Source organism: Brucella tritici (genome assembly GCF_008932285.1).
Lineage (GTDB): Bacteria > Pseudomonadota > Alphaproteobacteria > Rhizobiales > Rhizobiaceae > Brucella > Brucella tritici.
This window is the reverse complement of record NZ_WBVY01000006.1, coordinates 98,749-123,303: the sequence shown is the minus strand read 5'-3', so window position 1 is coordinate 123,303 and position 24,555 is coordinate 98,749. Positions and strand designations below refer to the sequence as shown.

Here is a 24,555-nt window from a genome sequence, read left to right as displayed (position 1 = left end):
CTCCTCCCAGAGTTTCGGGCCAGAGTTTCGGCCCAGAATTTCGACAAAGCCGATCCATTGCCCGGCAGCATGCCGCCGGGCTTGTTGTTTGTTCAGTTACCCAACTACGAACTACTTCAGTGCAGCCGCGAAGCTGTCCTCCAGAACGCTCAGCAGATGATCGGCATTGGCGCGCGTGAAGATCATCGGCGGGCGCATTTTCAGAACATTGTCGAACGGACCTTCGGTTCCCATCAGGATGCCGCGTTCGCGCGCGCCATCATTGATCTTCTTGGCCAGAGCCGTTGCCGGTTCCTTGGTCTTGCGATCCGTGACCAGCTCGATACCGAGGAACAGCCCCTGCCCGCGCACATCGCCGATGATATCGAAGCGCTTCTGCATCGAACGGAACCCGTCGATGAGATAGTTGCCGATATCGAGCGCGTTGCGGCGCAGATCGTTGCGTTCAATCACATCCAGCACTGCCAGACCTGTCGCGCAGGAAACCGGATTGCCGCCGAATGTGTTGAAATATTCCATCCCGTTGTTGAAGCTGTTGGCTATTTCACGGGTCGTTACCACAGCCGACATCGGATGACCGTTGCCGATGGGCTTGCCCATGGTGACGATATCAGGCACCACGTCCTGCATTTCAAACGCCCACCAGTGGCTGCCGACACGGCCGAAGCCGACCTGCACTTCATCCGCAATGCAGACACCACCAGCCGCCCGCACCATCGCGTAGACTTCCTGCAGATAGAATTCCGGCAGGAAGACCTGACCGGCGACGCTCGGGATCGATTCGGCAATGAAATAAGCCGGGCCGCGCCCAAGGCTTTTGATGGCCTCGATCTGCTCGGCGATGCTTTCGGCAAAGCGCTTGCCATGTTCCGCCAGCGGCCAGTTTTCCGGCGCGCGGTAGCTGTCGGGGATGGTGGCCTCGAACACATGGTCCGGACGTCCCTTGCCGCCCTTGCGCTTGTATTTGTAAGGGCTGAGATCAATCAGCTCCTGTGTCGTGCCGTGATAGGCCCAGTCGAGCACCAGCGCATCGCGCTGGCCCGAATGCGCACGTGCCATGCGCAGCGCCAGACTGTTCGCTTCACTGCCCGAGCAGGCAAACGAGGCTACCGTCAAGCCTTCCGGCAAGGTCGCCGTCAGGCGCTCGGCATAGGAAACGATGTTGTCATGCAGATAGCGCGTATTGGTGTTGAGGATCGCGGCCTGTCTGGCAATCGCTTCCACCACTTGCGGATGAGCATGACCGAGATGGCAGACATTGTTGAAGCAATCGAGATAGGCACGGCCCCGATTGTCGATCAGCCATGCCCCTTCGCCGCGCACGAACTTGATCGGCTCGGAATAGGAGATGGAGAGGTTCGGCAGCAGAATATCCTTGCGGGCGCTGACGATCTCGGCGCGCGTACGTCCGGTCTGGTGGAAGGCTTCTGCCGGAATATCGGCAAGGACTGCGGCATCCGGGAAAATATCGGCCCAGACATCGAGATAGGCATGTTCGCCAACGCCCAGAATTTCCGCCGCCGTGAGGCCGGTATCGGTCGAAATCTGGAAATGGAGATGCGGCGTCCAGCCACCATTCTCGTGCATGTCGCCCATAGCGCCGACAAGATCACCGGCGGCGAGCTTTTGCCCCGGCTTCAACCGGGCAATAGCTTCATGCGCCATATGGCCCCAGAGCGTGATGAAAGCCGGGCAGCCTTCCGGCTGATGTTCCAGTGCGATAAGCCCACCATAGCCAAGCGGCGCGGTCTCGATCTCGACGCTTTTCACAGTGGCTGCAAACGGCGTGTAGACAGGCGTACCAGCGGGCATGAACAGGTCGAGGCCTAGATGGTGGACACGCCGCTCGCCTTCGACAAAGCGCGAACGGAACGCCTCATCGGTATAGACAGAACGCTTTTCGCCCCATGGGCCGATGCCGAGCTGCACATGGTTGCGGGCGCAGAAATCGTCCCACCAGGCGGTGGCTTCCTTCGGGCGCTGCCCGGCGGAATCGACCGTCATCACATGAGCCGGGTCGCCATAGGGCACCAGCGCCTTGGTCATGGTCGCCGGATGCGGACGCACGATCGGGGCGAAGTTCTTTCGGTTGGCACCGATCCAGTCGCGCACCGCACCCGCACCGTCGACAGCATCGAAACCGCAGGCCTTGCGTAAAATGGCGGTGGCAAAGCGCGGGTTCATGGCATCGAGCTTGTGCAGAAGCCGCCATGCAGGCGCTTCGCTGATCGCAAGATAAGGATTATCATCGGTCTTTTCGCGGCGCGAGGCCGACAGCGTGACGCTTGTGACGAGGCGCATCGCAATCAGATCGAATATGAGATCGATTTCCTGCGGCAAAAGCGGATATTTCGCATGGAACCCGGCAGCAAGGGCTGCGGCTGCACCAATCGGGTCGTCCATATCCAGAATGGAATAGGCAGCGGCAATCGCCACTTCGGCGACCAGAACGGTGTGAACCGCATCGCCGAAATCGATCAGCCCGGCGATACGCTCGTTGTCCTGTGGGTCGACCAGCACATTCCAGTCATTGGCGTCGCTGTGGATCACCTGGGCGCGCTGCAGCGGCAGCTTTGGCGCGACATCGCGCTCGAAACGAACAAGGAAGCGCTCGACGACGGCGCGGTCTTCCGGCTTGTCGATGAAATGCAGGCGGTCACGCGCCCGGCCCGCATGGCGCACGTCCCAGTCGAAATCGCGCAAGGCGCCCGGATGAATGAAGCCCTGCAAGGCGCGGTCCAGTTGCCCAAGCGCACCGCCCAGATTGTGCATCAGCGTGTTGGTGCGCTTGACCTCGGCCAGCGGCGTTCCGGGAAGCCAGCTTGCCACCCGCAACGCATGCGGCTTGCCCGCTTCCTTTTCGATAGAGGCCAGCACCTCACCCGACAGGCTCGCCTTCAGGCGCGGCACGGCAAGCGCCGGATCGGCCTTGGCCAGATGCTGCAGGAGAGCGGTCTGGAACTCGCTTTCGACACGCGGCTCGCTGGCATTGACGACCTTCAGAATCCAGTCCCCCGATCCATTGCCCGTCTTCAGCCGGAAATTGCGATCGCGCTCGCTGTCGAGCGGCGAGGCACTCGCCGTCACGCCGAAATGAAGCTGGGCCAGCACTTCAGCCTCTTGCGGAGAAAAATCGGGAGCGGGATGCGAAAGATCGGTCATGGGAGGCACTTCACGGGTTGAATATGAATGGGAAGTAACAAGATGAGCTTGGCATGTCCGCGATTTTCAGGCATCAGAAAAGGCGTCGGTCAGACCGGCACTTTGCCGGAATGGACCGGTACATTTACGGCAGCACGAAAGAACCAACCATGCGGGAACTGGATGCGAAAGATCGCGAGATACTGGCCATTCTCTCCAAAGAGGCGCGCATTCCGCTGAAAACGCTGGCGGGCCGCATCGGTCTTTCGCGCAGCGCAACCGGAGAGCGCGTCGCCAATCTCGAGAAGAATGGTGTCATTCGCGGCTACAGGGCGGATATCGGCCAGATCGACAAGAATGTCATTCGCGCCATGATTCTGGTCAGTCTCAAGCGCACCCCGGCACTCGGTCTCCTCGATGAACTGGCGCGCCATGCCGAAGTGCGCCGGGTTTCCTCGGTGAGCGGCCAGCTTGATTTGATTGTCGAGGTTGAAGTCCCCTCCATAGACCGGCTCAACAGCCTGCGCGATCTCATCGCCACTCATGAAACTGTAGAGGATCTCACTACGGCAATTGTGCTTCGCCGTGATATCGAGCGTGAAACCGTTTGAAATCAGGCTCCACAACTTTAGTCTGGACGACTACAATTTAAGGTAGACATTCTACCGCAAGTCGAACATAACGCCCCTGGGTTGAAAAGGAGGGGACATGAAGACGCTTAATCTATTCATTATCGGGTTCGGCTTTACCGCGCTCGTCATCACATGCATTTTCGCCATTGGCGGCGGTACGATCTAGAGCGGTTTCAGTTAAGACGGAATCGTAGAGCCGCTCTATCTCTTTGTTTTTACGCATTATCCTACGCAAAACCGCTTCGCACTTTTGCTGGAAATGCTTTGACCGGCAACGAACGATCATCTCCCTATAATTCATGCCCGCAGCAGGGATTCCCCAAGGAAAATTGCTGAAGATTCGCGCACCGAGCGGATCATGAAATCGCTCAGCACCCGGATTCGCGGTGCGGCCACCACATCGATGTGGCAGCTCATCCAGTATTCACGCACCAGATGCATTTCACGCGGCAGAACCGGAACCAGTTCCGGATGCCGACTGGCGATGAAGTAAGGCAGCACGCACAGGCCATAGCCGATCTGCGTGGCGATAAGCTGCGCATGGATGCTGGAGCTTTGATAGGTGCAGCGCTGCCCCGGCAGGATTTCGCGCATGTAATCGAGGCCGGGCGTGAACACCATGTCGTCGATGTAGCCGATGAACGGGTGCCGTGCCATATCCTCGCGCGTCCTGATCGGCGGATGCCGCTCCAGATAATCGCGATGACCATAAATAAAAAGCCGATACGGCGTCAGCTTCTCGCTGTGATAGGGACCGGTGCGCGGCATATGCAGCGTGATCGACAATTCAGCCTCGCGACGTGACAGCGACATGATCTGCTGGATCGTCACCACCTCCACGAACAGGCTCGGATAGGATTGCGCCAGCACCGGCAGGCGGTCGGCAAGAAAGAAATTGCCGAAACCTTCCAGCGTCGAAAGGCGCACGACGCCCGACAGCGCCGCCAGATTGCCGGTGGCCTCGGTCTGGAACTTCATCGCCTCACGTTCCATGACTTCGGCAGAATTCACCAGCCGTTCGCCGATTGGTGTCAGCAGATAGCCGCGCGGATTGCGCTCGAAAAGCTTGGTCGCAAGCGCCTGTTCCAGCCGGTCGATGCGACGCAGAACCGTGACATGGCTGGTGCGCAATTGCCGTGCCGCAGTCGAGAGCTGGCCGGTGCGCGCAACCGCAAGAAAATATTGCAGATCGTCCCATGTGAACTGCCGCATGCACCCCTCCCAAACAATTGCAGCAGCTTATGCTGCTCTATCTGTACGTTTTTGAACAGACGGTGTTCAAAAATTGTTGTTCGTGTACGCATTTGTCAATGCTACCGTTCTAATTCAAAGCCCGAGCGGAGGAACAAATCGGGCGCAAGGGAGGGATGAACGACAAAGAGGATAAGTCGTTTCCTGTCTGGCAAAGACTGCTTGAAGGAGGATGCCGTGCGGTTTTTCCGCAATGGCTCAAAGTGTTGATTGGGAGGAGCACTTCATGAAATGTCTCGCACTTGCAACGGCAGCGCTTTTCGCCGCCACGGCCATTTCGTCGGCAGCGGAAATTTCCGACGGCAAGGTCAAGATCGGCATTCTGAATGACCAGTCGGGTGTCTATGCCGACTTCGGCGGCAAATGGTCGTTCGAAGCTGCCAAGATGGCAGCCGAAGATTTTGGCGGCAAAGTGCTCGATGCGCCAATTGAGATCATCACGGCGGACCACCAGAACAAACCGGACGTCGCCTCGAACATTGCCCGCCAGTGGTACGACACGGAGCAGGTCGATTCCATCATGGAACTGACAACCTCGTCGGTCGGCCTCGCTGTGCAGGCTTTGTCGAAAGACAAGAAAAAGATCACCATCAACACCGGCGCGGCCACATCGGAACTGACCGGCAAGCAGTGCACGCCTTATGGCTTCCACTGGGCCTATGACACCCATGCGCTTGCAGTCGGCACTGGCGGCTCGCTCGTGCAGCAGGGTGGCGATACCTGGTTCTTCCTCACTGCCGATTATGCATTCGGCTATTCGCTGGAAGAGCAGACGAGCAAATTCGTCGAATCCAAGGGCGGCAAGGTGCTGGGTTCCGTACGCCACCCGCTGGCAACTACCGATTATTCCTCCTTCCTGCTGCAGGCACAGGCTTCTGGCGCGAAGGTGGTCGGCCTCGCCAATGCCGGTCTCGATACGTCCAATGCGATCAAGCAAGCGGCTGAATTCGGCATCGTTGCCGGTGGGCAGCGCCTCGCGGCCCTGCTCTTTACCCTGTCGGAAGTGCACGGTCTCGGCCTTGAAGCCGCTCAAGGCCTGACGCTGACTGAAGGTTTCTACTGGGATCGTGACGATGAATCGCGTGAATTCGGCAAGCGTTTCTTCGAGCGTACGGGCCGTATGCCGAACATGATCCAGGCAGGCACCTATTCCGCCGTCACCCAATATCTGAAGGCGATCAAGGAAGCAGGCACGGATGAAACCGAAGCCGTCGCCAAGAAGCTTCATGAAATGCCGGTCGAAGACGTCTTTGCCCGTCATGGCAAGGTCGGCCCCAACGGACGCATGATCTACGACATGTATCTGATGGAAGTGAAGAAGCCTGATGAAAGCAAGGCGCCATGGGACTATTATAAGGTTCTTGCAACCATTCCCGGCGATCAGGCCTACATGAAGCCGGAAGAAAGCGGCTGCCCGCTGGTAACGCAGTAAGAGGCTGGTTGAATGAACGCAGCAACTGGCAATATGACGGCCCTGCCTGAAGCAGGGCCGAACGATGGTGGCTCATCTGGCGGTCGGACGGTTCTTTCGGCGCGCGGACTGGGCAAGTCGTTTGGCGGCTTTTACGCGGTGAAGAATGTCGATCTTGATGTGGAACATGCCCGCGTTCACGCGCTGATCGGCCCGAACGGCGCAGGCAAGACGACGGTATTCAACCTCCTGACCAAATTCTTGCAGCCGTCGAGTGGCGAGATCACGCTTCTGGGCGAAACCATCACCAAGACCGATCCGGCCAGGGTGGCCCGCATGGGGCTGGTGCGCTCGTTCCAGATTTCGGCAACCTTTCCGCATCTGACCGTTCTGGAAAATGTGAAGGTCGCATTGCAGCGCCCCAATGGGCTTGCCACGCAATTCTGGCGTTCGCTCTCGGCACTCGACCGGCTTGATGCACAGGCCGTCGAGCTTCTGGAACGTGTCGGCCTTGCCGATGCTCGTCATGCGCTGGCCGCCGATCTGTCCTATGGCCGCAAGCGCGCACTTGAGATCGCCACCACGCTGGCGCTCGATCCGAAAGTGCTGCTGCTCGACGAGCCGATGGCAGGCATGGGTCATGAAGACGTCCACATCATTGCCGCCCTCATTGCCGATGTGGCGAAGGACCGCGCGGTACTGATGGTCGAACATAATCTCAAGGTGGTGGCCGACATTGCCCACCACGTCACGGTGCTGCAGCGCGGCGAAATCCTCGCCTCCGGCGATTATGCCACCGTCTCCAAAGACGAGCGCGTGCGCACCGCCTATATGGGAACCGAACATGACTAGAGGCCAACCGCTATTATCCGTGCGCGGGCTCAATGCCTGGTATGGCGAAAGCCATGCCCTGCACGGCGTCGACCTCGATATCTGGCCCGGCGAAACCATCACGCTTCTGGGCCGCAATGGCGTCGGCAAGACGACGACGCTGCGCGCCATCATGGGTATCATCCGCAAGCGCACCGGCAGTATCACCCTCGGCGGCAAGGACATCATGCGTGTGCCTTTGCACCGCATCGCCTATGAAGGTCTGGGCTTTGTGCCCGAGGAGCGCGGTATCTTTGCTAGCCTGAACGTGCATGAAAACCTGCTTCTCCCGCCCGTCGTCACCAAGGGCGGGGGCAGTCAAGGCGCAATGTCTCTGGACGAAATCTACGAACTCTTTCCCAATCTGCATGAGCGCCGCAACAGCCCCGGCACCAAGCTTTCGGGCGGCGAACAGCAGATGCTGGCGATTGCGCGCATCCTGCGCACCGGGGTCAAGGTGCTGCTGCTCGACGAGCCGACCGAAGGTCTTGCACCCGTCATCGTGCAGCGCATCGGTGATGTGCTGGTGGAGTTGAAGAAACGCGGCATGACCGTGCTTCTGGTCGAGCAGAACTTCCGCTTTGCCGCCAAGGTCGCTGACCGCTTCTATCTCATGGACCATGGCGTGGTGACGGAGAACTTCCCGACCGCCGAACTGCCCGCCCGCATGGCGGCGCTCACGCACGCGCTGGGAGTCTGAGACAATGACCATGATCTTTGGAATACCTTTGCAGGCGCTTCTCGGGCAGTTGCTGGTCGGCCTCATCAACGGCTCGTTCTATGCCATGTTGAGCCTTGGCCTTGCCATCATCTTCGGGCTTTTGCGCATCATCAACTTTGCCCATGGCGCACAATATATGCTGGGTGCCTTTGTCGGTTATCTGCTGTTGAGCTGGCTCGGTATCGGTTACTGGCCAGCGCTTATCCTCGCCCCGCTCATCGTCGGGCTGGGCGGCGCGATCATCGAGCGCGTGGCCCTGTCGCGGCTCTACAATCTCGATCCGCTCTATGGCCTGCTCTTCACCTTCGGCCTTGCCCTCGTGATCGAAGGCACGTTCCGCTATTATTATGGCGCTGCCGGCCAGCCCTATGCGGTGCCGCCTTCGCTTGCAGGCGGACACAATCTCGGCTTCATGTTCCTGCCGAACTATCGTGCCTGGGTCGTCGTCGCCTCGCTCTTCGTCTGCCTTGGCACCTGGCTCCTGATCGAAAAGACCAAGCTCGGCGCCTATCTGCGTGCCGCAACGGAAAACCCCACTTTGGTAAAAGCCTTCGGCATCAATGTGCCGCTGCTCCTCACCTTCACCTATGCGTTGGGTGCGGCGCTTGCCGGTGTGGCTGGCATCATGGCCGCGCCGATCTATCAGGTCAGCCCGCTGATGGGCTCCAACATCATCATCGTGGTCTTTGCCGTGGTGGTCGTCGGCGGCATGGGCTCGATCCTCGGCGCCATCATCACCGGCTATGTGTTGGGGCTGGCGGAAGGGCTCACCAAGGTCTTCTATCCGGAAGCCTCCAGCATCGTCATCTTCGTCATCATGGCTATCGTCCTTCTGGTTCGACCCGCCGGACTGTTCGGGAAGGAGGCCTGATATGGCTGATACTGCTCTCAAGCCCGCTCTCAAGGCAACCGCGACCCCGCGCGACAGCAAGGCGCCTGCCGTCAACAGCCTCTCGATCATCGTGCTCGGCATTGCCCTCGTCGGGCTGCTGGCAGCACCCTTCATGGTCTACCCCATCTTCCTGATGAAGATGCTGTGCTTTGCGCTGTTTGCCTCTGCCTTCAACCTTCTGTTGGGCTATACCGGCATTCTGTCCTTCGGCCATGCGGCCTTCTTCGGCGGTGCTGCCTATATCACGGCCCATACGGTGAAAGTCTGGGGTGTCACGCCGGAACTCGGCCTCGTGCTCGGCGTTCTCGCCGCAGCAGCGCTTGGCCTCGTCATCGGTTATCTCGCCATTCGCCGCCAGGGCATCTATTCGACGATGATTACGCTAGCGCTGGCGCAGATGTTCTTCTTCTTCTGCCTGCAAGCCACCTTCACCCATGGCGAGGACGGATTGCAGGGCGTGCCGCGCGGGTTTCTCTTCGGCATCATCGACCTCAACCAGCCGATGAACATGTATTACTTCGTGCTGGCCGTGTTCGTCCTTGGTGTCTTTATCATCTGGCGCATCATCAACTCGCCCTTCGGCATGATCCTGAAGTCGGTGCGCGAAAATGAAAACCGCGCCATCTCGCTCGGTTACTCCGTCAACCGCTACAAGCTCGCAGCCTTCGTCATGTCGGCAGGGCTTGCCGGCCTCGCGGGCGGCTTGAAGGCGCTTGTCTTCCAGTTCGCAACGCTGACCGATGTCGGCTGGCAGATGTCGGGCGAGGTTATCCTGATGACGCTTCTGGGCGGCATCGGAACCCTCATCGGCCCCATCGTCGGCGCCGCCTTCGTCGTCGCGCTGCAGAACTATCTCGCAACATCCGACTTCCCCGTCACAATCGTTACGGGCCTCATCTTCATGGCATGCGTCCTCCTCTTCCGGAAAGGAATCGTAGGCGAATTCTATGCATCGCGGATTGGAAAGAAACTCTTCGGCTAACCAACATTTCGGGCGCCGCACGCTCGCTCGATAGCGGCTCCGCCTTTTACTGGATATGAGATCATGACCGACACCTACGATTACATCGTGGTTGGCGCGGGCACGGCAGGCTGCGCCCTCGCGAACCGGCTTTCCGCAGACCAGAACCGCTCCGTACTGCTGCTGGAGGCAGGCGGAAAAGACAATTACGCCTGGATTCACATCCCGGTTGGCTATCTCTATTGCATCGGCAATCCACGCACCGACTGGTGCTTCACCACGGAAGCCGAACCGGGACTGAACGGTCGTTCACTCGGCTATCCGCGCGGCAAGGTGTTGGGCGGCTGCTCCTCCATCAATGGCATGATCTATATGCGCGGTCAGGCCCGCGACTACGATCTGTGGCGTCAGGCCGGTTGCGACGGCTGGGGCTGGGACGATGTCCTGCCTCTCTTCAAAAAATCGGAAGATTATTTTGCGGGTGCAAGCGATTTGCACGGCGCGGGTGGCGAATGGCGCGTCGAAAGCGCCCGCCTGCACTGGGATATTCTGGATGCCTTCCGCGATGCGGCAGTCTCTGCGGGCATCCCCGCCACCGACGATTTCAATCGCGGCGACAATGAAGGCGTGTCCTATTTCAAGGTCAACCAGAAGCGCGGCATTCGCTGGAATACCGCCAAGGCCTTTCTGCGTCCGGCACTGGATCGCAAGAACCTGCGTGTGGAAACCGGCGCGCATGTGCGCCGCATCGAGATCGAGGAACTGCGCGCCACCGGCGTCACTTTCGACCAGAACGGCACCACCCGCACAGTGAAGGCAAAGCGCGAGGTCATTCTCGCTGCCGGAGCGGTCGGATCGCCGCAAATCCTCGAATTGTCGGGCATCGGGCGCGGCGACCTGCTGCAGCAGGCGGGCATCCCGGTCACGCTGGAGCGCAGGCAGCTTGGCGAAAACCTTCAGGATCACCTGCAATTGCGCTGCGCATACAAGGTCACCGGCATTCCGACGCTCAACGAAAAGGCAAACAAGCTTGTCGGCAAGGCGATGATCGGGCTGGAATATCTGCTGCGGCAATCCGGGCCGATGTCCATGGCGCCAAGCCAGCTCGGCGTCTTCACCCGTTCGGACCCGTCCTTTGAGACCGCCAATCTGCAATATCACGTGCAGCCGCTCAGTCTCGAAAAGTTCGGCGAATCGGTGCACCCCTTCCCTGCCTTCACGGCAAGCGTGTGCAATCTGCGCCCCGACAGCCGCGGCTCGATCCATATCAAGTCGCCGGATCATCGCGCCCAACCGGCAATCAGGCCGAATTATCTCGCCACCGAAAGCGACCGCCGCGTTGCCGCCGACGCCATCCGTATCACGCGCCATATCGTGGCACAGGCACCGTTGCAGAAATTCCGCCCCGAGGAATTCAAGCCCGGCCCCACTTACGAAACGCAGGAGCAATTGGAAAAGGCGGCCGGCGATATCGGCACAACGATCTTCCATCCGGTCGGCACCTGCCGCATGGGGCAGGATGCGGAAGCAATCGTCGATCCGCGCCTGCGCTTCAACGGCATTGCGGGCCTGCGCGTCGCCGACGCCTCGGTCATGCCGACCATCACTTCCGGCAACACCAACTCGCCGACTCTCATGATCGCCGAGAAGGCCGCACAGATGATTATTGCCGACAACCGCTAGAACCAGATTCCTATGAAGACGGTGAGCAGAAATGGCAATCCGCTCACCGTCTTGTGAACGCAATTTCGGCATCATCGCTCTGGCAAATTCTGAAATAATTTTCCTTGTTTATTGCCCGACAAAAGGGAATTATCGGCAACAAGGTGGGCAGGGGGAGAAAGATCATCTCAAAAGATCGCTTTCCGGGACCGGCTCTCCAAAAGTCTTTAAACAAGGAAAACAAAATGTCGTCAGTCCTTTCCCGCTATACGCTGACCCGTCGCGCCGGTCTGAAAGCCCTCCTCTTCACCGCAGCCGCACTGACTGTAGGCTTCGCGTCGGCGCCGAGCCACGCAGAAGACAAGACCATCAAGGTCGGCATCATGGGCGGTGAAGACGAAGACGTCTGGAAAGTCGTTGCCGAAGAAGGCAAGAAGCACGGCCTCAACATCGAGCGCGTGACCTTCAACGATTACAACCAGCCGAATGAAGCTCTGGAACGCAAGGAAATCGACGCCAACGCCTTCCAGCACAAGCCTTATCTGGATGAGCAGATCAAGCAGCACGGCTACAAGATCAGCGTTGCCGGCTACACCGCCGTCTGGCCGATCGGCATCTATTCGCGCAAGCACAAGAGCCTTGACGAGCTGAAGGAAGGTGCGGTGGTCGGCGTGCCGAACGATCCGTCGAACGAAGGCCGCGCGCTTCGCGTCCTGGAAGAAAAGGGCCTCATCAAGCTTAAGCCGGATGCAGGCATTCTGGCCACCCCGATCGACATCGTCGAAAACCCGAAGAAGCTTGAGATCAAGGAACTCGACGCCGGTGTTGTCGGCCGTTCCATCGATGACCTCGATGCAGCCATTGTGAACAACGACTGGGCAGCAAAAGCGGGCCTCAACAAGGAAGAGGCAATCGGCTGGGAATCGAAGGAAAACAACCCGTACAACAACTTCATCGCGGTCCGCACCGAAGATGAAAACGCCGAATGGGTGAAGAACCTCGTGGCTTCGTTCCAGAACGACGCCGTGAAGGCCGAAATCGACCGTGCCTACAAGGGCACCGGCATTCCGGCCTGGAAATAATTGCCTTAGAAGCTTGAAAGACCGCGCCGGAACCGTTTCCGGCGCGGCTTTTATTGACGTACCGACAAAAATTGCCCTAAAGCATCGCCACAGCAAAAGCTGATGGCTTGAGCCAGGCATCATCCTTCCTTGAAGCCTTATCGAATGAATCAAACCGCTGTTCGCAGCGGCGCATCAAACTATAGAAGAAACGACCGTGACCATTGAAAAGCCACCCGCCACATCAGCGCCCATCGTCGAGATGAAAGACGTGCGCCGAATGTTCGGCGATACGGCAGCTATCAACGGCGTTTCGCTTTCCGTCGCGCGCGGCGAAATTCTCGGCATCATCGGTCGCAGCGGCGCGGGCAAGTCCACGCTGATCCGTTGCGTCAACAGCCTTGAAAAGCCGGATGCCGGTTCGATCCTGATCGAAGGGCGCGAAATCACCGGCCTTGGCGAAGACGCACTGCGTCCCGTGCGCCGTCGCATCGGCATGGTGTTCCAGCATTTCAACCTGCTTTCAGCCAAGACGGTTGCGGAAAACATCGCTTTGCCGCTGAAGATCGCGGGCAAGCCGAAGGCTGAACGCGCCAAGCGTGTTGCGGAACTTCTGGAACTGGTCGGCCTTTCCGACAAGGCAAAGCACTATCCCGCCCAGCTTTCCGGCGGCCAGAAACAGCGCGTCGGCATTGCCCGTGCCCTTGCTGCCGAACCGGCTGTGCTGCTTTCGGACGAAGCGACATCCGCGCTCGACCCGGAAACCACCCAGTCTATTCTGGCCCTGCTGAAAGACATCAACACCAAGCTCGGCCTTACCATCCTGCTCATCACGCATGAAATGGAAGTGATCCGCCGCATTGCCGACCGCGTGATCGTGCTGGACCACGGCGCCATCGCCGAGGAAGGCCCGGTCTGGAAGGTCTTCGCCAATCCGCAATCGCCCGTCACGCAGAGCATGTTGCAGGTGCTGACACCGGAACTGCCTGCCATCTGGCGCGACCGGCTGGAGAAATCCGGCGCCCTCGCCGTGCTGAAGGTAAAGCTGTCGGGCGCAGCCGCAAAAGGCGCGTTCTTCAACGATGTTTCCGCTGCCACCGGCGTGGCACCGCAGCTTATCCATGGCGGCATGGATACGATCCAGGGTGAGCCGGTCGGCACGCTCTTCATCGGCCTGCCCGCACTGGACAAGGCGAAACTCGACGCCGCAATCACCTATCTCAACACCCATGCAGACGCCACGGAGGTACTCGGCTATGTCTCAGGCGATGCTTGATCTTCTCTGGCGCTCCTTCTGGGAGACCATCATCATGACCGGTTTTTCGAGTCTGATCTCGCTCGTCGTCGGTCTGCCGCTGGCACTTATCATGATCCTGACGGAGCGTGGCGGCCTTGCACAGAACCTGACGCTGAACACGATCCTTGGCGCCATCATCAATGGCTTCCGCTCGGTTCCGTTCATTATTCTGCTGGTGGCGCTCATTCCCGTCACGCGCTTCATCGTCGGCACGTCAATCGGCACATGGGCCTCCATCGTGCCGCTTTCCATTGCCGCTATTCCCTATTATGCGCGCATTGCGGAAGTATCGCTGCGTGAAGTGGATCATGGCCTCATCGAAGCCGCACGCTCCATGGGCGCAAATCGCTGGACCATCGTGCGCGAAGTGCTCGTCCCCGAAGCCCTGCCGGGCATCATCGCAGGCTTCACGGTCACGATCATCACACTGGTCGGCGCATCGGCAATGGCGGGCGCCATTGGCGCAGGCGGCCTCGGCGATCTCGCCATTCGCTACGGCTATCAACGCTTCGAGACGCAGATCATGATCGCGGTTGTAATCATCCTCATCATCATGGTTTGCGGCATCCAGTGGATCGGCGACCGGCTGGTGAGCCGTCTCGACAAGCGTAACCTGCGCGCCTGATCTGTTCCCTGCCCGCTTATCTCTTCCTCTCACGGAAACCCGCTTCCAGCGTGTTTCCGTCGGGATCGAAGACCAGCGCTGCGTAATAGCCCATCTCTTCTGGCCCCTGATAGGCGGGGCCGCCGCTCTCCCTGCCGCCAGCCTTCAGCGCGGCCTCATGAAACGCCTCCACCGCCTCGCGGCTTCCGGCTGTAAACATGAGATGCAGACGGTCGCCGGGCTTGTCATCGCCATCACCCGCCCCATCGTGGCCGCCGTGAATCCACAGAAACGGAACCGGCGCCCGTTCTCCCCCGCTGACGAAGAAACCGCTGCCTGATCGGGCAATGACCTCCAGGCCAAGTTCGGGCATGCAGCTTTCGTAAAAAGAAAGGCTGCGATTGACGTTACGGGCTTTGAATCCGATGTGATCGAAGAGCGACATGAGATTCAATATATCGCGCCCAAATATAAAGAAAAGCGGCGCTTTCGATTTTGGAAAACGCCGCTATCACTCTTCAATTCTTGATAATATGAGAGCGTGAATCAAAAAGGCGGTATGTGTGTGCGAAAATGGTGATTTTCGAGTACCGGAGCGCAGTGTACTTTTGAGCATGGTCCCGAAAAGTTGCAAACTTTTCGGATAAAACTATGCGTCTATGAGATGTACATGAGCACCGGAACGCAGACAAATTGCCATTTGCAGCCACACAGGGCGACTTTTGGAACAGGCTCTAAAAGGTTATCCGCGCGTCCGCGCCAGACCATCCTTTGCAGGCTGGTATTTCGGATCAAGCTGCACGGCACGCGAATAGGAATTCGCAGCCTTGGCCTTGTCGCCATTGTGCTCGTAGACAAGCGCCTGATTGGCCCAGCTTTCCGCCACGTTCTGGTCGAGCGTGATGGCGGTGTTGAAATCGTCGAAGGCGTTGTCGTAGTCGCCAAGCGCCACATAAGAAATGCCGCGACCATTATATGGCTCCGGCGCCGTGGAATTAAGCGATATTGCCTTGGAGAAATCTTCGATGGCCTGCTTGTGCTGGCCCTTGGCCTGATAGATCAGGCCGCGATTGTGATAGGCGCGACCATCGGTCGTCTGCAGGGAGATAGCCTGATTGAAGTCGCTGAGCGCCTGATCGAGACGTCCGGCCTGACGATAGGCATTGCCTCGCCCGATATAGGCGGCGTCATATTGCGAATTGAGCTGGATCGCCTTGCTGTAATCCTGCACGGCCTTGGCGCTGTCGCCCATATAGCGATAGACCAGCGCGCGATTGGCATAGGCCTGATAGAAATTCGGATTGAGCGCTATTGCCTGATCGAAATCGCGCAACGCTTCCTTGTAGCGCCCGGACTTGCCATAGGCGGAACCGCGCACATTGTAGCCTTCCGGATCACGCGGATTGCTCTGGATCACGCTTGTCAGCGAGCTGATGTTCTCGCTCGACCCCTGCGCCTTGTCGACAGTGCTGAGTGCCGTGGTTGTGGAGCTTTGGCAGCCGGCAACGGTCAAAGCCAGAAGTGCGGCGGCAATGAGAAGGCCGTTTCGGCCTGTTCCACCCAATGCTTCAATTCCCGAAACTTTCGTTCCGGACGATTGCATCATCTTCACGCGCGTGGGCAACGACTGCATTCCTTTCAGCTCGCATAGGGCGCAAGACCCTTCTGCCTCTTCTCCATCCCGTGCCAGCCCGGTTTCCAGGGCCTGCTCATGCCGGGCTATTCTGTCTGTTACGGTACTATACTGGCGTCAACCAGCAGATAAAAACAGCAAAAAGGCGGCATACTCTCAAGCTTGGTTTATAATTAGATAGTCCGCTTGATAGTTGGATATCCTGATCATTTGTTTTTACACATAATGGCGCGCGAGAAGTCCAGAAACTTTTCGTAACGCTGCATTAAAAATGGAAGCGGAATAGATGAAATTATATCTCGCCGACATGGATCGCGTCACGCTATGTCTGGAAACGATCTCAAATATTTGAAGTCAAAACGTGCAAAATCCGGCGCAAGCGGAAGCCAGCACCGGAAAGCAAAAAAGGCGCTGTTCAACAGCGCCTGTTTTTAAAGTCGATCAGCGAGCGCCCGGACGGCCGCCGATGAGGCCTTCACGCTGAGCGCGCTTACGGGCCAGCTTGCGTGCGCGACGAACGGCTTCTGCCTTTTCGCGAGCGCGCTTTTCGGACGGCTTTTCATAGTGGCCGCGCATCTTCATTTCGCGGAAGATACCTTCGCGCTGCATCTTTTTCTTGAGAGCGCGGAGAGCCTGATCAACATTATTATCGCGGACGAGTACCTGCACGTGTATTCCCGTATCGGTTAGAATTTCGGTTAAGCCTGAGGCCGTTAGGGGGTCTTTTAACGATTTCAGCCGGTCTGACCGGCCGATCAACGCCCAAAGGCTCCCAAGCTTCGCAACGGATACGCTGCAAATTGGTCGTGGCTATTACCAGAAAGAGCCAACCCTGTCCACCTCAAGATGCAACTTTGCCCACCGGCTTGCGTGAATTACCCGCTTGCGCACGATTTACTATGGTCGCAATCGCGTGAATAGGCTAAATGGCGCACGTTTCCCGCATAATTCGGCCTTAATGGCTACGCATAGCATTTTGCCAGCAAACCGATAATGCCCCCTCTCATTTTATCCGATTCTCCTGATGCCCCTCCGCAAACGACTCGTTATCCAGTTCACAGGCTATGAAGGCCTGCACCCGAAAGCCGTCCGCGTGCGTCACGCCCAGGCCCTGAAGGATTTCGACCGCCTGTGGAAGGCAAAGACCAGGCTTCCGCCCATGACGGAAGAGCCTGATGATTGCGGCACGACCACCGCCGTCACCATGGGCAATGGCTGGCAGACGGAAACCGAGTTCTGCCAGTTTGGCACAGCGGATATTTTCGACGATTACGCCGCGCGCTCGACACCGAAGCGGATGCTGACCGGCTTTCACGCATTCCTGAACATCCTCCTCACCGGAACGCTGTGGCGTTATCTGACGACAAGCTGGCGCTTTGTCCTGTTTTTCCTGTGGCCGTTTCTGCTGTCGCTGGCGATTCTGGCTATCGCTGCCCTGCTCGCCTTCGCACCGATAGCCGCAGGCCTTTCGACGCTGCATCTCTTATGGTCGGTGCCGTTAGCCGCCATCGTCGCAACCCTGCTCGTGCGCAAGCCCGGCGACCGGTTTTTCATGTCCTATCTGCTGGACGACTGGTCTGCGGCCTATGATCGTATTCACGGGCGCAACGAAAAGCTCAACCAGCGGCGCAAGGCCTTTGCGGAAGCCCTGAAACGGAAGATCGAAGCCAGCGATGCCGATGAGGTCATCATCGTTGCGCATAGTCTCGGCACGGTTCCAGCCGTGGAAGCGCTTGCCGACCTTCAGCGCGAGCGTCCCGATCTTCTGGCAAAACAGCCGGTCTCTCTGCTTGCCATCGGCTCATGTCTGATGATGATCGCGCTTCATCCCAAGGCAAAATCGCTACGCGAGGACGCGCGGGTGGTGATCGAGGAAAGTTCGGTCCTGTGGTCGGAATTTCAGGTGCTGACCGACATCATTCATTTCTACGGCTCGGACCCGGCCAAGGTCCTCAAGCTGAAGACCGCCAACCCGCCGCTTATCAACCGCATCCGCTTCAAGAACGTGCACAGCGAAAACCGCTACAAGCGGTCGAAGGGCAATTTCTTCCTGATGCATCTGCTTTATATGCGCGGGGCGGAGAAGAAGAATTTCTACGATTTCGGCATGTTCCTGCACGGCCCATTCTTCTTCCGCGAGCTGATGACGGAGCACAAAGAAAAAGCCGCCCCTCTCGATGAAGAAGGACGGCTTCCGGTTCAATACCGCAAAGCGGCTTAACCTTCCGGTGGCGCCACGACGGCAATCGTCAACCAGGTTGCCGTCAGCGCAGGCTTCAGCGCGTTTTCGATTTCCAGCGTCACATCATAATGATTGACCACGCGGCCTGACGGACGGATATCCGCATCGGCAAGCTTGAAGCGCGCGCGCACGCGCGAACCAGTCTTGACCGGCGACAGGAAGCGCAGCTTGTCGAAGCCGTAATTGATGCCCATCGTAGCACCCTCCAGCATTGGAAGCGCTTCATAGGCCAGCGTCGAGAGCAGCGACAGCGTCAGGAAGCCATGTGCGATGGTGCCGCCAAATGGCGTTTCCTTGGCAGCGCGTTCCGGATCGACATGAATGAACTGATGATCGTCGGTTGCATCCGCGAACTGGTTGATCATTTCCTGCGTGACTTCGCGCCACTCGGAACATCCGATTTCCGTGCCGATTGCCTCGCGCAACTGGTCAAGCGTGATTGCGTCTTTCATTCGCTGGCTATTCCTGCTGATGTGATTTGCCTTGTGTTTAACCAATAAAGCCTGGTGTCTGAATCAAAAAGTGGCAGGCCATGGCGAAAATGGTGATTTCGAGAACCGGAGCGCAATGTACTTAAATGTACATGAGCACCGGAAGCGCAGAAATTGCCATTTGCAGTCCGGCATGGCGACTTTTGGATCAGACACTTAGGCGGCAACCAGAATTTCCCGCGCTATATCATCCCAGTGCGAGAAAACCTGATGCGCACCCTTGCCCGTCAATTTTTCTGCGTGCCCGGCATAAGTATGTCCGCCGCCAGTATAGCCGAATGCCGTCATGCCTGCCGCGATTGCTCCTTCGACACCGAAGGGTGAGTCCTCGATCACCACGCAACGCGCCGGATCGACACCCATTTTGTCGGCTGCGAACAGGAACAGGTCCGGCGCTGGCTTGCCGCGCTTGACCATGCTGGACGAATAGACCGCATCGCCGAAATAGTGGCTGATGCCGGTCTTTTCCAGACTGAACGCGATGCGTTCGGGCTGCGACGACGAAGCCACGCAGCGCTTTTGCGGCAGTTCGCGCAGGAAATTGGCAATGCCAACGGTCGGCTGCAAGGCTTCGGCAAACAGGATCTTCGTTTCGGGCCAGAACTGGCTCGTAGCCTCTTCCGGCAGACGGTGCCCGGTCATATCCTCGATCATCTTCATGATATCGGCCTGCTTCATGCCGATGCCCTTGGCGACTGTGCCTTCCGGCAGTTTCATGCCGTGATTGGCATAGACCTGCTCAAAGGCAAGACAGGAAAGCGGCTCGCTATCGACGAGAACACCGTCACAGTCGAAGATCACGAGATCGAAAGGGGATACGCTGCTCATTTTGGCTCCGGTGGCCCTCTAAAAGGATGTATATTTTGTCGCGCAGTTTGAAGGTGCGCGCATGCCAGTGTTGATATAGAGACTGTTCATCTATTACGCACCTATATCAACATAAGCGTGACAAAATTACCGCGAAGAAGCGGCCTTGAAGTTTTGCGGAGAGTTTCATGACGACAAATGTGGCACTGGTTGGACTGGCGCGCGATCTCGCGGCGCGGGCAGAAACCGGCAAGCCGATCCGCATCGGTCTTATCGGCGCAGGCGAAATGGGCACCGACATCGTCACACAGGTGGCGCGGATGCAGGGTATCGAAGTCGGCGCGCTTTCCGCCCGCAGGCTGCCCAACACTTTCAAAGCTGTCCGCACCGCCTATGGCGACGAAGAAAACGCGCGAGAAGCCGCTACCCAGTCCGCGATGACCAGCGCCATCGAAAGCGGCAAGATCGCCGTCACCGATGACAATGACCTGATCCTGTCCAATCCGTTGCTTGATGTCATCATCGATGCGACCGGCATCCCGGAAGTGGGTGCCGAGACCGGCATCAAGGCCATCCGCAACGGCAAGCATCTCGTCATGATGAATGTCGAGGCTGACGTTACCATCGGGCCCTACCTCAAGGCCGAGGCCGACAAGCAGGGCGTGATCTATTCCCTTGGTGCGGGCGATGAGCCTTCATCCTGCATGGAGCTGATCGAGTTCGTTTCCGCCATGGGCCACAAGGTCGTGGCCGCTGGCAAGGGCAAGAACAATCCGCTCAATTTCGACGCCACGCCCGATGATTATCAGGAAGAAGCCGACCGCCGGAACATGAATGTCCGCCTGCTGGTGGAATTCATCGACGGTTCCAAGACCATGGTTGAGATGGCAGCCATCGCCAATGCAACCGGCCTGGTGCCGGATATTGCAGGCATGCACGGCCCCAAGGCAGCAATCGATGAGCTGAACCGCACCTTGATCCCGAAGGAAGACGGCGGCGTTCTCAACAAGACCGGTGTGGTCGATTATTCCATCGGGCGTGGTGTGTCGCCCGGCGTCTTTGTCATCGCTAAGATGGAACATCCACGCCTTGTCGAGCGTCTGGAAGACCTGAAGATGGGCAAAGGCCCCTACTTCACCTTCCATCGACCTTTCCACCTCACCTCGCTGGAAGTGCCGCTCACCGTCGCTCGCGTCGTGCTTCACGGCAAGACCGATATGGTGCCGCTGCCAAAGCCGGTAGCGGAAGTCTGTGCGGTCGCCAAGAAGGACTTGCAGCCCGGCGATCATCTGGATGCTATCGGGCAATATTGCTACCGCTCGTGGATCATGACGACGCCTGAAGCGCGTGCAGCCAAGGCCATTCCCTGCGGCCTGCTGCAAAACGGCACGGTCATCGCGCCAATCAGGAAGGGCGAACTCATCACCTATGCCAATGCCGCACCGCAGCCCGGCTCCAAGATCGCCGAACTGCGCGCTTTGCAGGATGCCATGCTAGGGCAGTAGGGCAATACGGCAGTATGTTTAGGGGAGTAAGGGAGTAAGGGAGTAAGGCGAAGACGGGCAGCATGTCTGCAAGTCAAACATACTGCCCTAATGCCTTACTGCCCTATTGCCTTCCCTTAATGGTCCAACGCCTTCACAATACTCTCCACCATCTTCTTCGCGTCGGCGAAGAGCATCATGGTGTTGTCGCGGAAGAACAGTTCGTTTTCCACGCCTGCATAGCCGGAACCCATGCCGCGCTTGATGAACAGAACCGTGCCAGCCTTGTCGACATCGAGGATTGGCATGCCGAAGATCGGTGACTTTGGATCGGTCTTCGCAGCCGGATTGGTGACGTCATTCGCGCCGATCACGAAGGCAACATCGGCCTGCGCGAATTCCGAATTGATGTCTTCCAGCTCAAACACTTCGTCGTAAGGCACGTTGGCCTCGGCCAGAAGCACGTTCATATGGCCAGGCATACGACCGGCAACCGGATGGATGGCATATTTGACTTCCACGCCTTCCGCCTTGAGCTTGTCGGCCATTTCACGCAGCGCGTGCTGGGCCTGCGCCACCGCCATGCCATAGCCCGGCACGATGATGACCTTGGAAGCGTTCTTCATGATGAAGGCAGCATCGTCGGCAGAACCCTGCTTGACCGGACGCTGTTCGACCTCGCCAGCCGGACCGTCGGACGTATCGCCGCCAAAGCCGCCGAGAATGACCGAGATGAACGAGCGGTTCATGCCCTTGCACATGATGTAGGACAGGATCGCACCGGACGAACCGACCAGTGCGCCGGTGATGATGAGCGCCAGATTGCCGAGCGTGAAACCGATGCCTGCCGCTGCCCAGCCCGAATAGGAATTGAGCATGGAAACGACAACCGGCATGTCCGCGCCGCCGATTGGCACGATGATAAGCACGCCAAACACCAGCGACAGAAGCACGATCAGCCAGAACACGAAATGGCTTTCGGTGTTCGTGAGCACAACGATCAAAAGCACGATGGCCGCGGCCAGAGCCGCATTGATGACATGACGCCCCGGCAGCATGATCGGCTTGCCCGACATGCGACCGTCAAGCTTGAGGAAGGCTATGATCGAGCCGGTGAAGGTGATGGCACCAATGGCAACGCCCAGTGACATCTCCACGAGTGCCTGACCGTGGATCTGGCCCACTTCGCCAATCCCGAAGGAATGCGGCGAGTAGAGTGCGGCGGCAGCCACCAGAACGGCAGCAAGACCGATCAGCGAGTGGAACGCCGCAACAAGCTGCGGCATGGCCGTCATGGCGATGCGGCGTGCAATGACGGCACCAATGCCGCCACCGATGGCAATACCGACGACGATCAGCGCCAGACCGCCGAAGCTTGGACGCGCCAGCAGAAGCGTGGTGACGATGGAAATCGCCATACCGATCATGCCGTACATATTGCCCTGGCGGCTGGTTGTCGGATGCGACAGGCCGCGCAGTGCCAGAATGAACAGCACGCCCGAAACGAGATAAAGGAAGGCTGCGAGATTAACGCTCATAATGGTTCAGCCTCACTTTTCTTTTTTCTTGTACATGGCGAGCATGCGCTGGGTGACCAGGAAGCCGCCAAAAATGTTGACGCTCGCCAGAATGAGCGCGATGAAACCGAAGCCGGTTGCCCAGCCCGAAAGCGAAAGGCCGACGGCCAGAAGCGCACCCACCACGATCACCGATGAAATGGCGTTGGTAACGGCCATCAGCGGCGTGTGCAGCGCAGGCGTGACCGACCACACCACGTAATAGCCGACGAAAATCGACAGGATGAAGATGGCAAAGCGGAACACGAACGGATCGATCGCACCGCCCGATGCGGCATGTGCGGCAGCCGCTGCTGCATCACCCAAGCCGCCCGGATGGCCGCCCGCATTTTCAGCGGCCTGACGCACGGCGTCCACAGCCTGATTAAGGCCCTCAAGGGCTTTGTCGAGATTTGTATCGGCCATTATGCCTCTCCTCCATCAACTGGAGACTTGGGGGAAGACGTCGTCTTCGGCGCTTTTGCAGGTGCTTTTTTCGCAGGCTTTGCAGCAGCCTTGGGTGCATCTGCCTTTGCCGCCGGTTTCTCGGCTTTCGGTTTCGGCGCAGCCTTTGGTTTTGCTGGCTTTTCAACCGCAGTCGGTGCCGGTGCTGTCTCAGCCTTGGCAAAAGCCGGATGCAAGATCTTGCCCTGATGGGTCAGAAGCGTTGCCTTGACCAGCTCTTCTTCCGGGTCGATTTTCAGAACCTTGGCTTCCTTGTCGACCAGCGTTTCGACGAAGGCGATCAGGTTGCGCGCATAAAGCTGTGAAGCGCTCGCCGCGATACGTCCAGACACGTTGAGATGGCCAACGATCCTGACACCGTTCACGTCAGCGATCTCGCCAGCGACAGCGCCTTCGACATTGCCGCCGCGCTCAACCGCGAGATCGACCAGCACGGAACCCGGACGCATGGAAGCGACCATTTCCCTGGAAACCAGACGCGGGGCCGGACGGCCCGGAATGAGCGCCGTTGTGATGACGATATCCTGCTTGGCGATATGATCGGCAACAAGTGCCGCCTGCTTGGCCTGATATTCCTTCGACATTTCCTTGGCGTAGCCGCCGGAAGTTTCCGCTGCCTTGAACTCTTCGTCCTCGACGGCGATGAATTTCGCGCCGAGCGAAGCGACCTGCTCCTTGGCGGCGGGGCGAACGTCGGTTGCCGTCACGACAGCACCGAGACGGCGCGCCGTTGCAATGGCCTGAAGACCGGCAACGCCTGCCCCCATAACGAACACCTTGGCGGCGGGCACGGTGCCCGCTGCCGTCATCATCATCGGCAAGGCGCGGTCATAGACCTCCGCCGCATCGATCACCGCCTGATAACCGGCGAGGTTTGCTTGGCTCGACAAGACGTCCATCACCTGCGCACGGGTGATGCGCGGCATGAATTCCATCGTGAAAGCCGAAATTCCAGCCTTGGCGAGCGCCGCAACAGCGTCTTCATGGCCATAGGGATCAAGCATGGCGAAGAGTGCTGCGCCCGATTTATACCCCTTGAGTTCCGCATCCGTTGGACGCCGCACCTTGAGCACGACATCCGCCGTTTTGGCATCCGCCGCCGTACCGATGCGGGCACCGGCTGCCGTAAACTCGGCATCGGGAATGCGCGATTTCTCGCCTGCGCCTTTTTCCACGACGACATCGAAGCCGAGCGCGATGAATTTCTTCACCGTCTCCGCCGACGCCGCAACGCGGGTCTCGCTGGGATCACTCTCTTTCGGGATAAATAACGTCTGGGCCAAGCTGGTTTCCCTTTCGTGGCGTTCATCCGGGGTTGATTCCGGTCGGCAGAATTACGGGCTTCGGAGCATCTTGCAGCCAAATCTTTCCGTT

At 58.5% G+C, this 24,555-nt stretch carries 22 protein-coding genes; 12 read left to right on the top strand and 10 right to left on the bottom strand.

Features of this window, described 5'->3' with window-relative positions; genetic code table 11:
• Positions 1 to 111: 111 nt before the first annotated feature.
• Complete coding sequence (locus tag F9K94_RS20715; RefSeq protein WP_151648141.1) at positions 112 to 3,162, bottom strand: aminotransferase class III-fold pyridoxal phosphate-dependent enzyme; 3,051 nt, start codon at positions 3,160 to 3,162, stop codon at positions 112 to 114.
• 149 nt (positions 3,163 to 3,311) lie between these two features.
• On the opposite strand from F9K94_RS20715, the gene F9K94_RS20710 reads away from it, so the two are divergent.
• The gene (locus F9K94_RS20710) at positions 3,312 to 3,752 is read left to right on the top strand and encodes an Lrp/AsnC family transcriptional regulator (RefSeq protein ID WP_109987376.1); all 441 of its coding nucleotides are present in this window, start codon (positions 3,312 to 3,314) and stop codon (positions 3,750 to 3,752) included.
• A 318-nt stretch (positions 3,753 to 4,070) separates the two neighbouring features.
• On the opposite strand, the gene F9K94_RS20705 is transcribed toward F9K94_RS20710, so the two are convergent.
• Positions 4,071 to 4,985, bottom strand: a complete 915-nt coding sequence (locus tag F9K94_RS20705; RefSeq protein ID WP_151556001.1) for a LysR family transcriptional regulator — start codon at positions 4,983 to 4,985, stop codon at positions 4,071 to 4,073.
• A 265-nt stretch (positions 4,986 to 5,250) separates the two neighbouring features.
• On the opposite strand from F9K94_RS20705, the gene F9K94_RS20700 reads away from it, so the two are divergent.
• The 9 genes from F9K94_RS20700 (at position 5,251) to F9K94_RS20660 (ending at position 14,524) form a co-directional block, all read left to right on the top strand.
• Positions 5,251 to 6,456: an ABC transporter substrate-binding protein gene (locus F9K94_RS20700; RefSeq protein ID WP_151556002.1), complete on the top strand. Its 1,206-nt coding sequence runs from the start codon at positions 5,251 to 5,253 to the stop codon at positions 6,454 to 6,456.
• A gap of 12 nt (positions 6,457 to 6,468) precedes the next feature.
• Positions 6,469 to 7,287 (top strand): ABC transporter ATP-binding protein, encoded by an 819-nt coding sequence (locus F9K94_RS20695; RefSeq protein WP_151648139.1) that lies wholly within the window; start codon positions 6,469 to 6,471, stop codon positions 7,285 to 7,287.
• Positions 7,280 to 8,005: an ABC transporter ATP-binding protein gene (locus F9K94_RS20690; RefSeq protein ID WP_151648137.1), complete on the top strand. Its 726-nt coding sequence runs from the start codon at positions 7,280 to 7,282 to the stop codon at positions 8,003 to 8,005. Before F9K94_RS20695 ends, F9K94_RS20690 begins: the two co-directional genes overlap by 8 nt.
• A gap of 4 nt (positions 8,006 to 8,009) precedes the next feature.
• The gene (locus F9K94_RS20685; protein ID WP_010659466.1) at positions 8,010 to 8,897 is read left to right on the top strand and encodes a branched-chain amino acid ABC transporter permease; all 888 of its coding nucleotides are present in this window, start codon (positions 8,010 to 8,012) and stop codon (positions 8,895 to 8,897) included.
• Position 8,898: 1 nt separating this feature from the next.
• Positions 8,899 to 9,900 (top strand): branched-chain amino acid ABC transporter permease, encoded by a 1,002-nt coding sequence (locus F9K94_RS20680; RefSeq protein ID WP_151648135.1) that lies wholly within the window; start codon positions 8,899 to 8,901, stop codon positions 9,898 to 9,900.
• Between the two features lie 63 nt (positions 9,901 to 9,963).
• Positions 9,964 to 11,562 carry a GMC family oxidoreductase gene (locus F9K94_RS20675; RefSeq protein ID WP_151648134.1) on the top strand — a complete coding sequence of 533 codons (1,599 nt, stop codon included), beginning with the start codon at positions 9,964 to 9,966 and terminating at the stop codon, positions 11,560 to 11,562.
• 224 nt (positions 11,563 to 11,786) lie between these two features.
• Entirely contained in the window at positions 11,787 to 12,623 is an 837-nt protein-coding gene (locus tag F9K94_RS20670) for a MetQ/NlpA family ABC transporter substrate-binding protein (RefSeq protein WP_109987349.1), read from the top strand.
• Between the two features lie 196 nt (positions 12,624 to 12,819).
• Positions 12,820 to 13,878, top strand: a complete 1,059-nt coding sequence (locus tag F9K94_RS20665) for a methionine ABC transporter ATP-binding protein (protein WP_151648132.1) — start codon at positions 12,820 to 12,822, stop codon at positions 13,876 to 13,878.
• Positions 13,859 to 14,524 (top strand): methionine ABC transporter permease, encoded by a 666-nt coding sequence (locus F9K94_RS20660; RefSeq protein WP_010659461.1) that lies wholly within the window; start codon positions 13,859 to 13,861, stop codon positions 14,522 to 14,524. Before F9K94_RS20665 ends, F9K94_RS20660 begins: the two co-directional genes overlap by 20 nt.
• 16 nt (positions 14,525 to 14,540) lie before the next feature.
• Here the strand turns inward: F9K94_RS20660 and F9K94_RS20655 are convergent, their stop codons facing one another.
• From F9K94_RS20655 to rpsU, 3 genes are all read right to left on the bottom strand, one after another.
• Positions 14,541 to 14,948, bottom strand: a complete 408-nt coding sequence (locus tag F9K94_RS20655; protein ID WP_061345789.1) for a VOC family protein — start codon at positions 14,946 to 14,948, stop codon at positions 14,541 to 14,543.
• 297 nt (positions 14,949 to 15,245) lie between these two features.
• Complete coding sequence (locus F9K94_RS20650; protein WP_061345788.1) at positions 15,246 to 16,136, bottom strand: tetratricopeptide repeat protein; 891 nt, start codon at positions 16,134 to 16,136, stop codon at positions 15,246 to 15,248.
• Between the two features lie 441 nt (positions 16,137 to 16,577).
• The gene (gene rpsU / locus F9K94_RS20645) at positions 16,578 to 16,805 is read right to left on the bottom strand and encodes a 30S ribosomal protein S21 (protein WP_010659458.1); all 228 of its coding nucleotides are present in this window, start codon (positions 16,803 to 16,805) and stop codon (positions 16,578 to 16,580) included.
• Positions 16,806 to 17,160: 355 nt separating this feature from the next.
• Here rpsU and F9K94_RS20640 point away from each other — a divergent pair, with 355 nt between their 5' ends.
• Positions 17,161 to 18,357, top strand: coding sequence for an alpha/beta hydrolase (locus F9K94_RS20640; RefSeq protein WP_151648130.1), 1,197 nt, complete (start codon positions 17,161 to 17,163; stop codon positions 18,355 to 18,357).
• Here F9K94_RS20640 and F9K94_RS20635 read toward each other — a convergent pair.
• Entirely contained in the window at positions 18,354 to 18,830 is a 477-nt protein-coding gene (locus tag F9K94_RS20635; RefSeq protein WP_151648128.1) for a MaoC family dehydratase, read from the bottom strand. The genes F9K94_RS20640 and F9K94_RS20635 overlap by 4 nt on opposite strands.
• Positions 18,831 to 19,025: 195 nt before the next feature.
• Entirely contained in the window at positions 19,026 to 19,697 is a 672-nt protein-coding gene (locus F9K94_RS20625; protein ID WP_061345785.1) for an HAD family hydrolase, read from the bottom strand.
• 167 nt (positions 19,698 to 19,864) lie between these two features.
• Between F9K94_RS20625 and F9K94_RS20620 the strand changes: the two genes are divergently transcribed.
• A complete protein-coding gene (locus F9K94_RS20620) occupies positions 19,865 to 21,181 on the top strand; it encodes a 1-deoxy-D-ribulose 5-phosphate reductoisomerase (RefSeq protein WP_151648125.1) in 1,317 nt (438 codons plus the stop codon).
• 116 nt (positions 21,182 to 21,297) lie between these two features.
• Here the strand turns inward: F9K94_RS20620 and F9K94_RS20615 are convergent, their stop codons facing one another.
• From F9K94_RS20615 to F9K94_RS20605, 3 genes are read right to left on the bottom strand one after another with little or no spacing between them, the layout of a single operon-like run.
• Positions 21,298 to 22,698, bottom strand: coding sequence for an NAD(P)(+) transhydrogenase (Re/Si-specific) subunit beta (locus F9K94_RS20615; protein WP_151648123.1), 1,401 nt, complete (start codon positions 22,696 to 22,698; stop codon positions 21,298 to 21,300).
• Positions 22,699 to 22,710: 12 nt separating this feature from the next.
• Positions 22,711 to 23,142 (bottom strand): proton-translocating transhydrogenase family protein, encoded by a 432-nt coding sequence (locus tag F9K94_RS20610; RefSeq protein WP_151648121.1) that lies wholly within the window; start codon positions 23,140 to 23,142, stop codon positions 22,711 to 22,713.
• Positions 23,142 to 24,464, bottom strand: coding sequence for a Re/Si-specific NAD(P)(+) transhydrogenase subunit alpha (locus tag F9K94_RS20605; protein ID WP_151648119.1), 1,323 nt, complete (start codon positions 24,462 to 24,464; stop codon positions 23,142 to 23,144). Before F9K94_RS20605 ends, F9K94_RS20610 begins: the two co-directional genes overlap by 1 nt.
• Positions 24,465 to 24,555 lie beyond the last annotated feature (91 nt).

Coding starts and splice junctions, on each gene's coding strand:
- F9K94_RS20715 (WP_151648141.1), bottom strand. CDS start 3,162: ATGACCGATCTTTCGCATCCCGCTCCCGATTTTTCTCCGCAAGAGGCT.
- F9K94_RS20710 (WP_109987376.1), top strand. CDS start 3,312: ATGCGGGAACTGGATGCGAAAGATCGCGAGATACTGGCCATTCTCTCC.
- F9K94_RS20705 (WP_151556001.1), bottom strand. CDS start 4,985: ATGCGGCAGTTCACATGGGACGATCTGCAATATTTTCTTGCGGTTGCG.
- F9K94_RS20700 (WP_151556002.1), top strand. CDS start 5,251: ATGAAATGTCTCGCACTTGCAACGGCAGCGCTTTTCGCCGCCACGGCC.
- F9K94_RS20695 (WP_151648139.1), top strand. CDS start 6,469: ATGAACGCAGCAACTGGCAATATGACGGCCCTGCCTGAAGCAGGGCCG.
- F9K94_RS20690 (WP_151648137.1), top strand. CDS start 7,280: ATGACTAGAGGCCAACCGCTATTATCCGTGCGCGGGCTCAATGCCTGG.
- F9K94_RS20685 (WP_010659466.1), top strand. CDS start 8,010: ATGACCATGATCTTTGGAATACCTTTGCAGGCGCTTCTCGGGCAGTTG.
- F9K94_RS20680 (WP_151648135.1), top strand. CDS start 8,899: ATGGCTGATACTGCTCTCAAGCCCGCTCTCAAGGCAACCGCGACCCCG.
- F9K94_RS20675 (WP_151648134.1), top strand. CDS start 9,964: ATGACCGACACCTACGATTACATCGTGGTTGGCGCGGGCACGGCAGGC.
- F9K94_RS20670 (WP_109987349.1), top strand. CDS start 11,787: ATGTCGTCAGTCCTTTCCCGCTATACGCTGACCCGTCGCGCCGGTCTG.
- F9K94_RS20660 (WP_010659461.1), top strand. CDS start 13,859: ATGTCTCAGGCGATGCTTGATCTTCTCTGGCGCTCCTTCTGGGAGACC.
- F9K94_RS20655 (WP_061345789.1), bottom strand. CDS start 14,948: ATGTCGCTCTTCGATCACATCGGATTCAAAGCCCGTAACGTCAATCGC.
- F9K94_RS20650 (WP_061345788.1), bottom strand. CDS start 16,136: ATGCAGTCGTTGCCCACGCGCGTGAAGATGATGCAATCGTCCGGAACG.
- F9K94_RS20640 (WP_151648130.1), top strand. CDS start 17,161: ATGCCCCTCCGCAAACGACTCGTTATCCAGTTCACAGGCTATGAAGGC.
- F9K94_RS20635 (WP_151648128.1), bottom strand. CDS start 18,830: ATGAAAGACGCAATCACGCTTGACCAGTTGCGCGAGGCAATCGGCACG.
- F9K94_RS20625 (WP_061345785.1), bottom strand. CDS start 19,697: ATGAGCAGCGTATCCCCTTTCGATCTCGTGATCTTCGACTGTGACGGT.
- F9K94_RS20620 (WP_151648125.1), top strand. CDS start 19,865: ATGACGACAAATGTGGCACTGGTTGGACTGGCGCGCGATCTCGCGGCG.
- F9K94_RS20615 (WP_151648123.1), bottom strand. CDS start 22,698: ATGAGCGTTAATCTCGCAGCCTTCCTTTATCTCGTTTCGGGCGTGCTG.
- F9K94_RS20610 (WP_151648121.1), bottom strand. CDS start 23,142: ATGGCCGATACAAATCTCGACAAAGCCCTTGAGGGCCTTAATCAGGCT.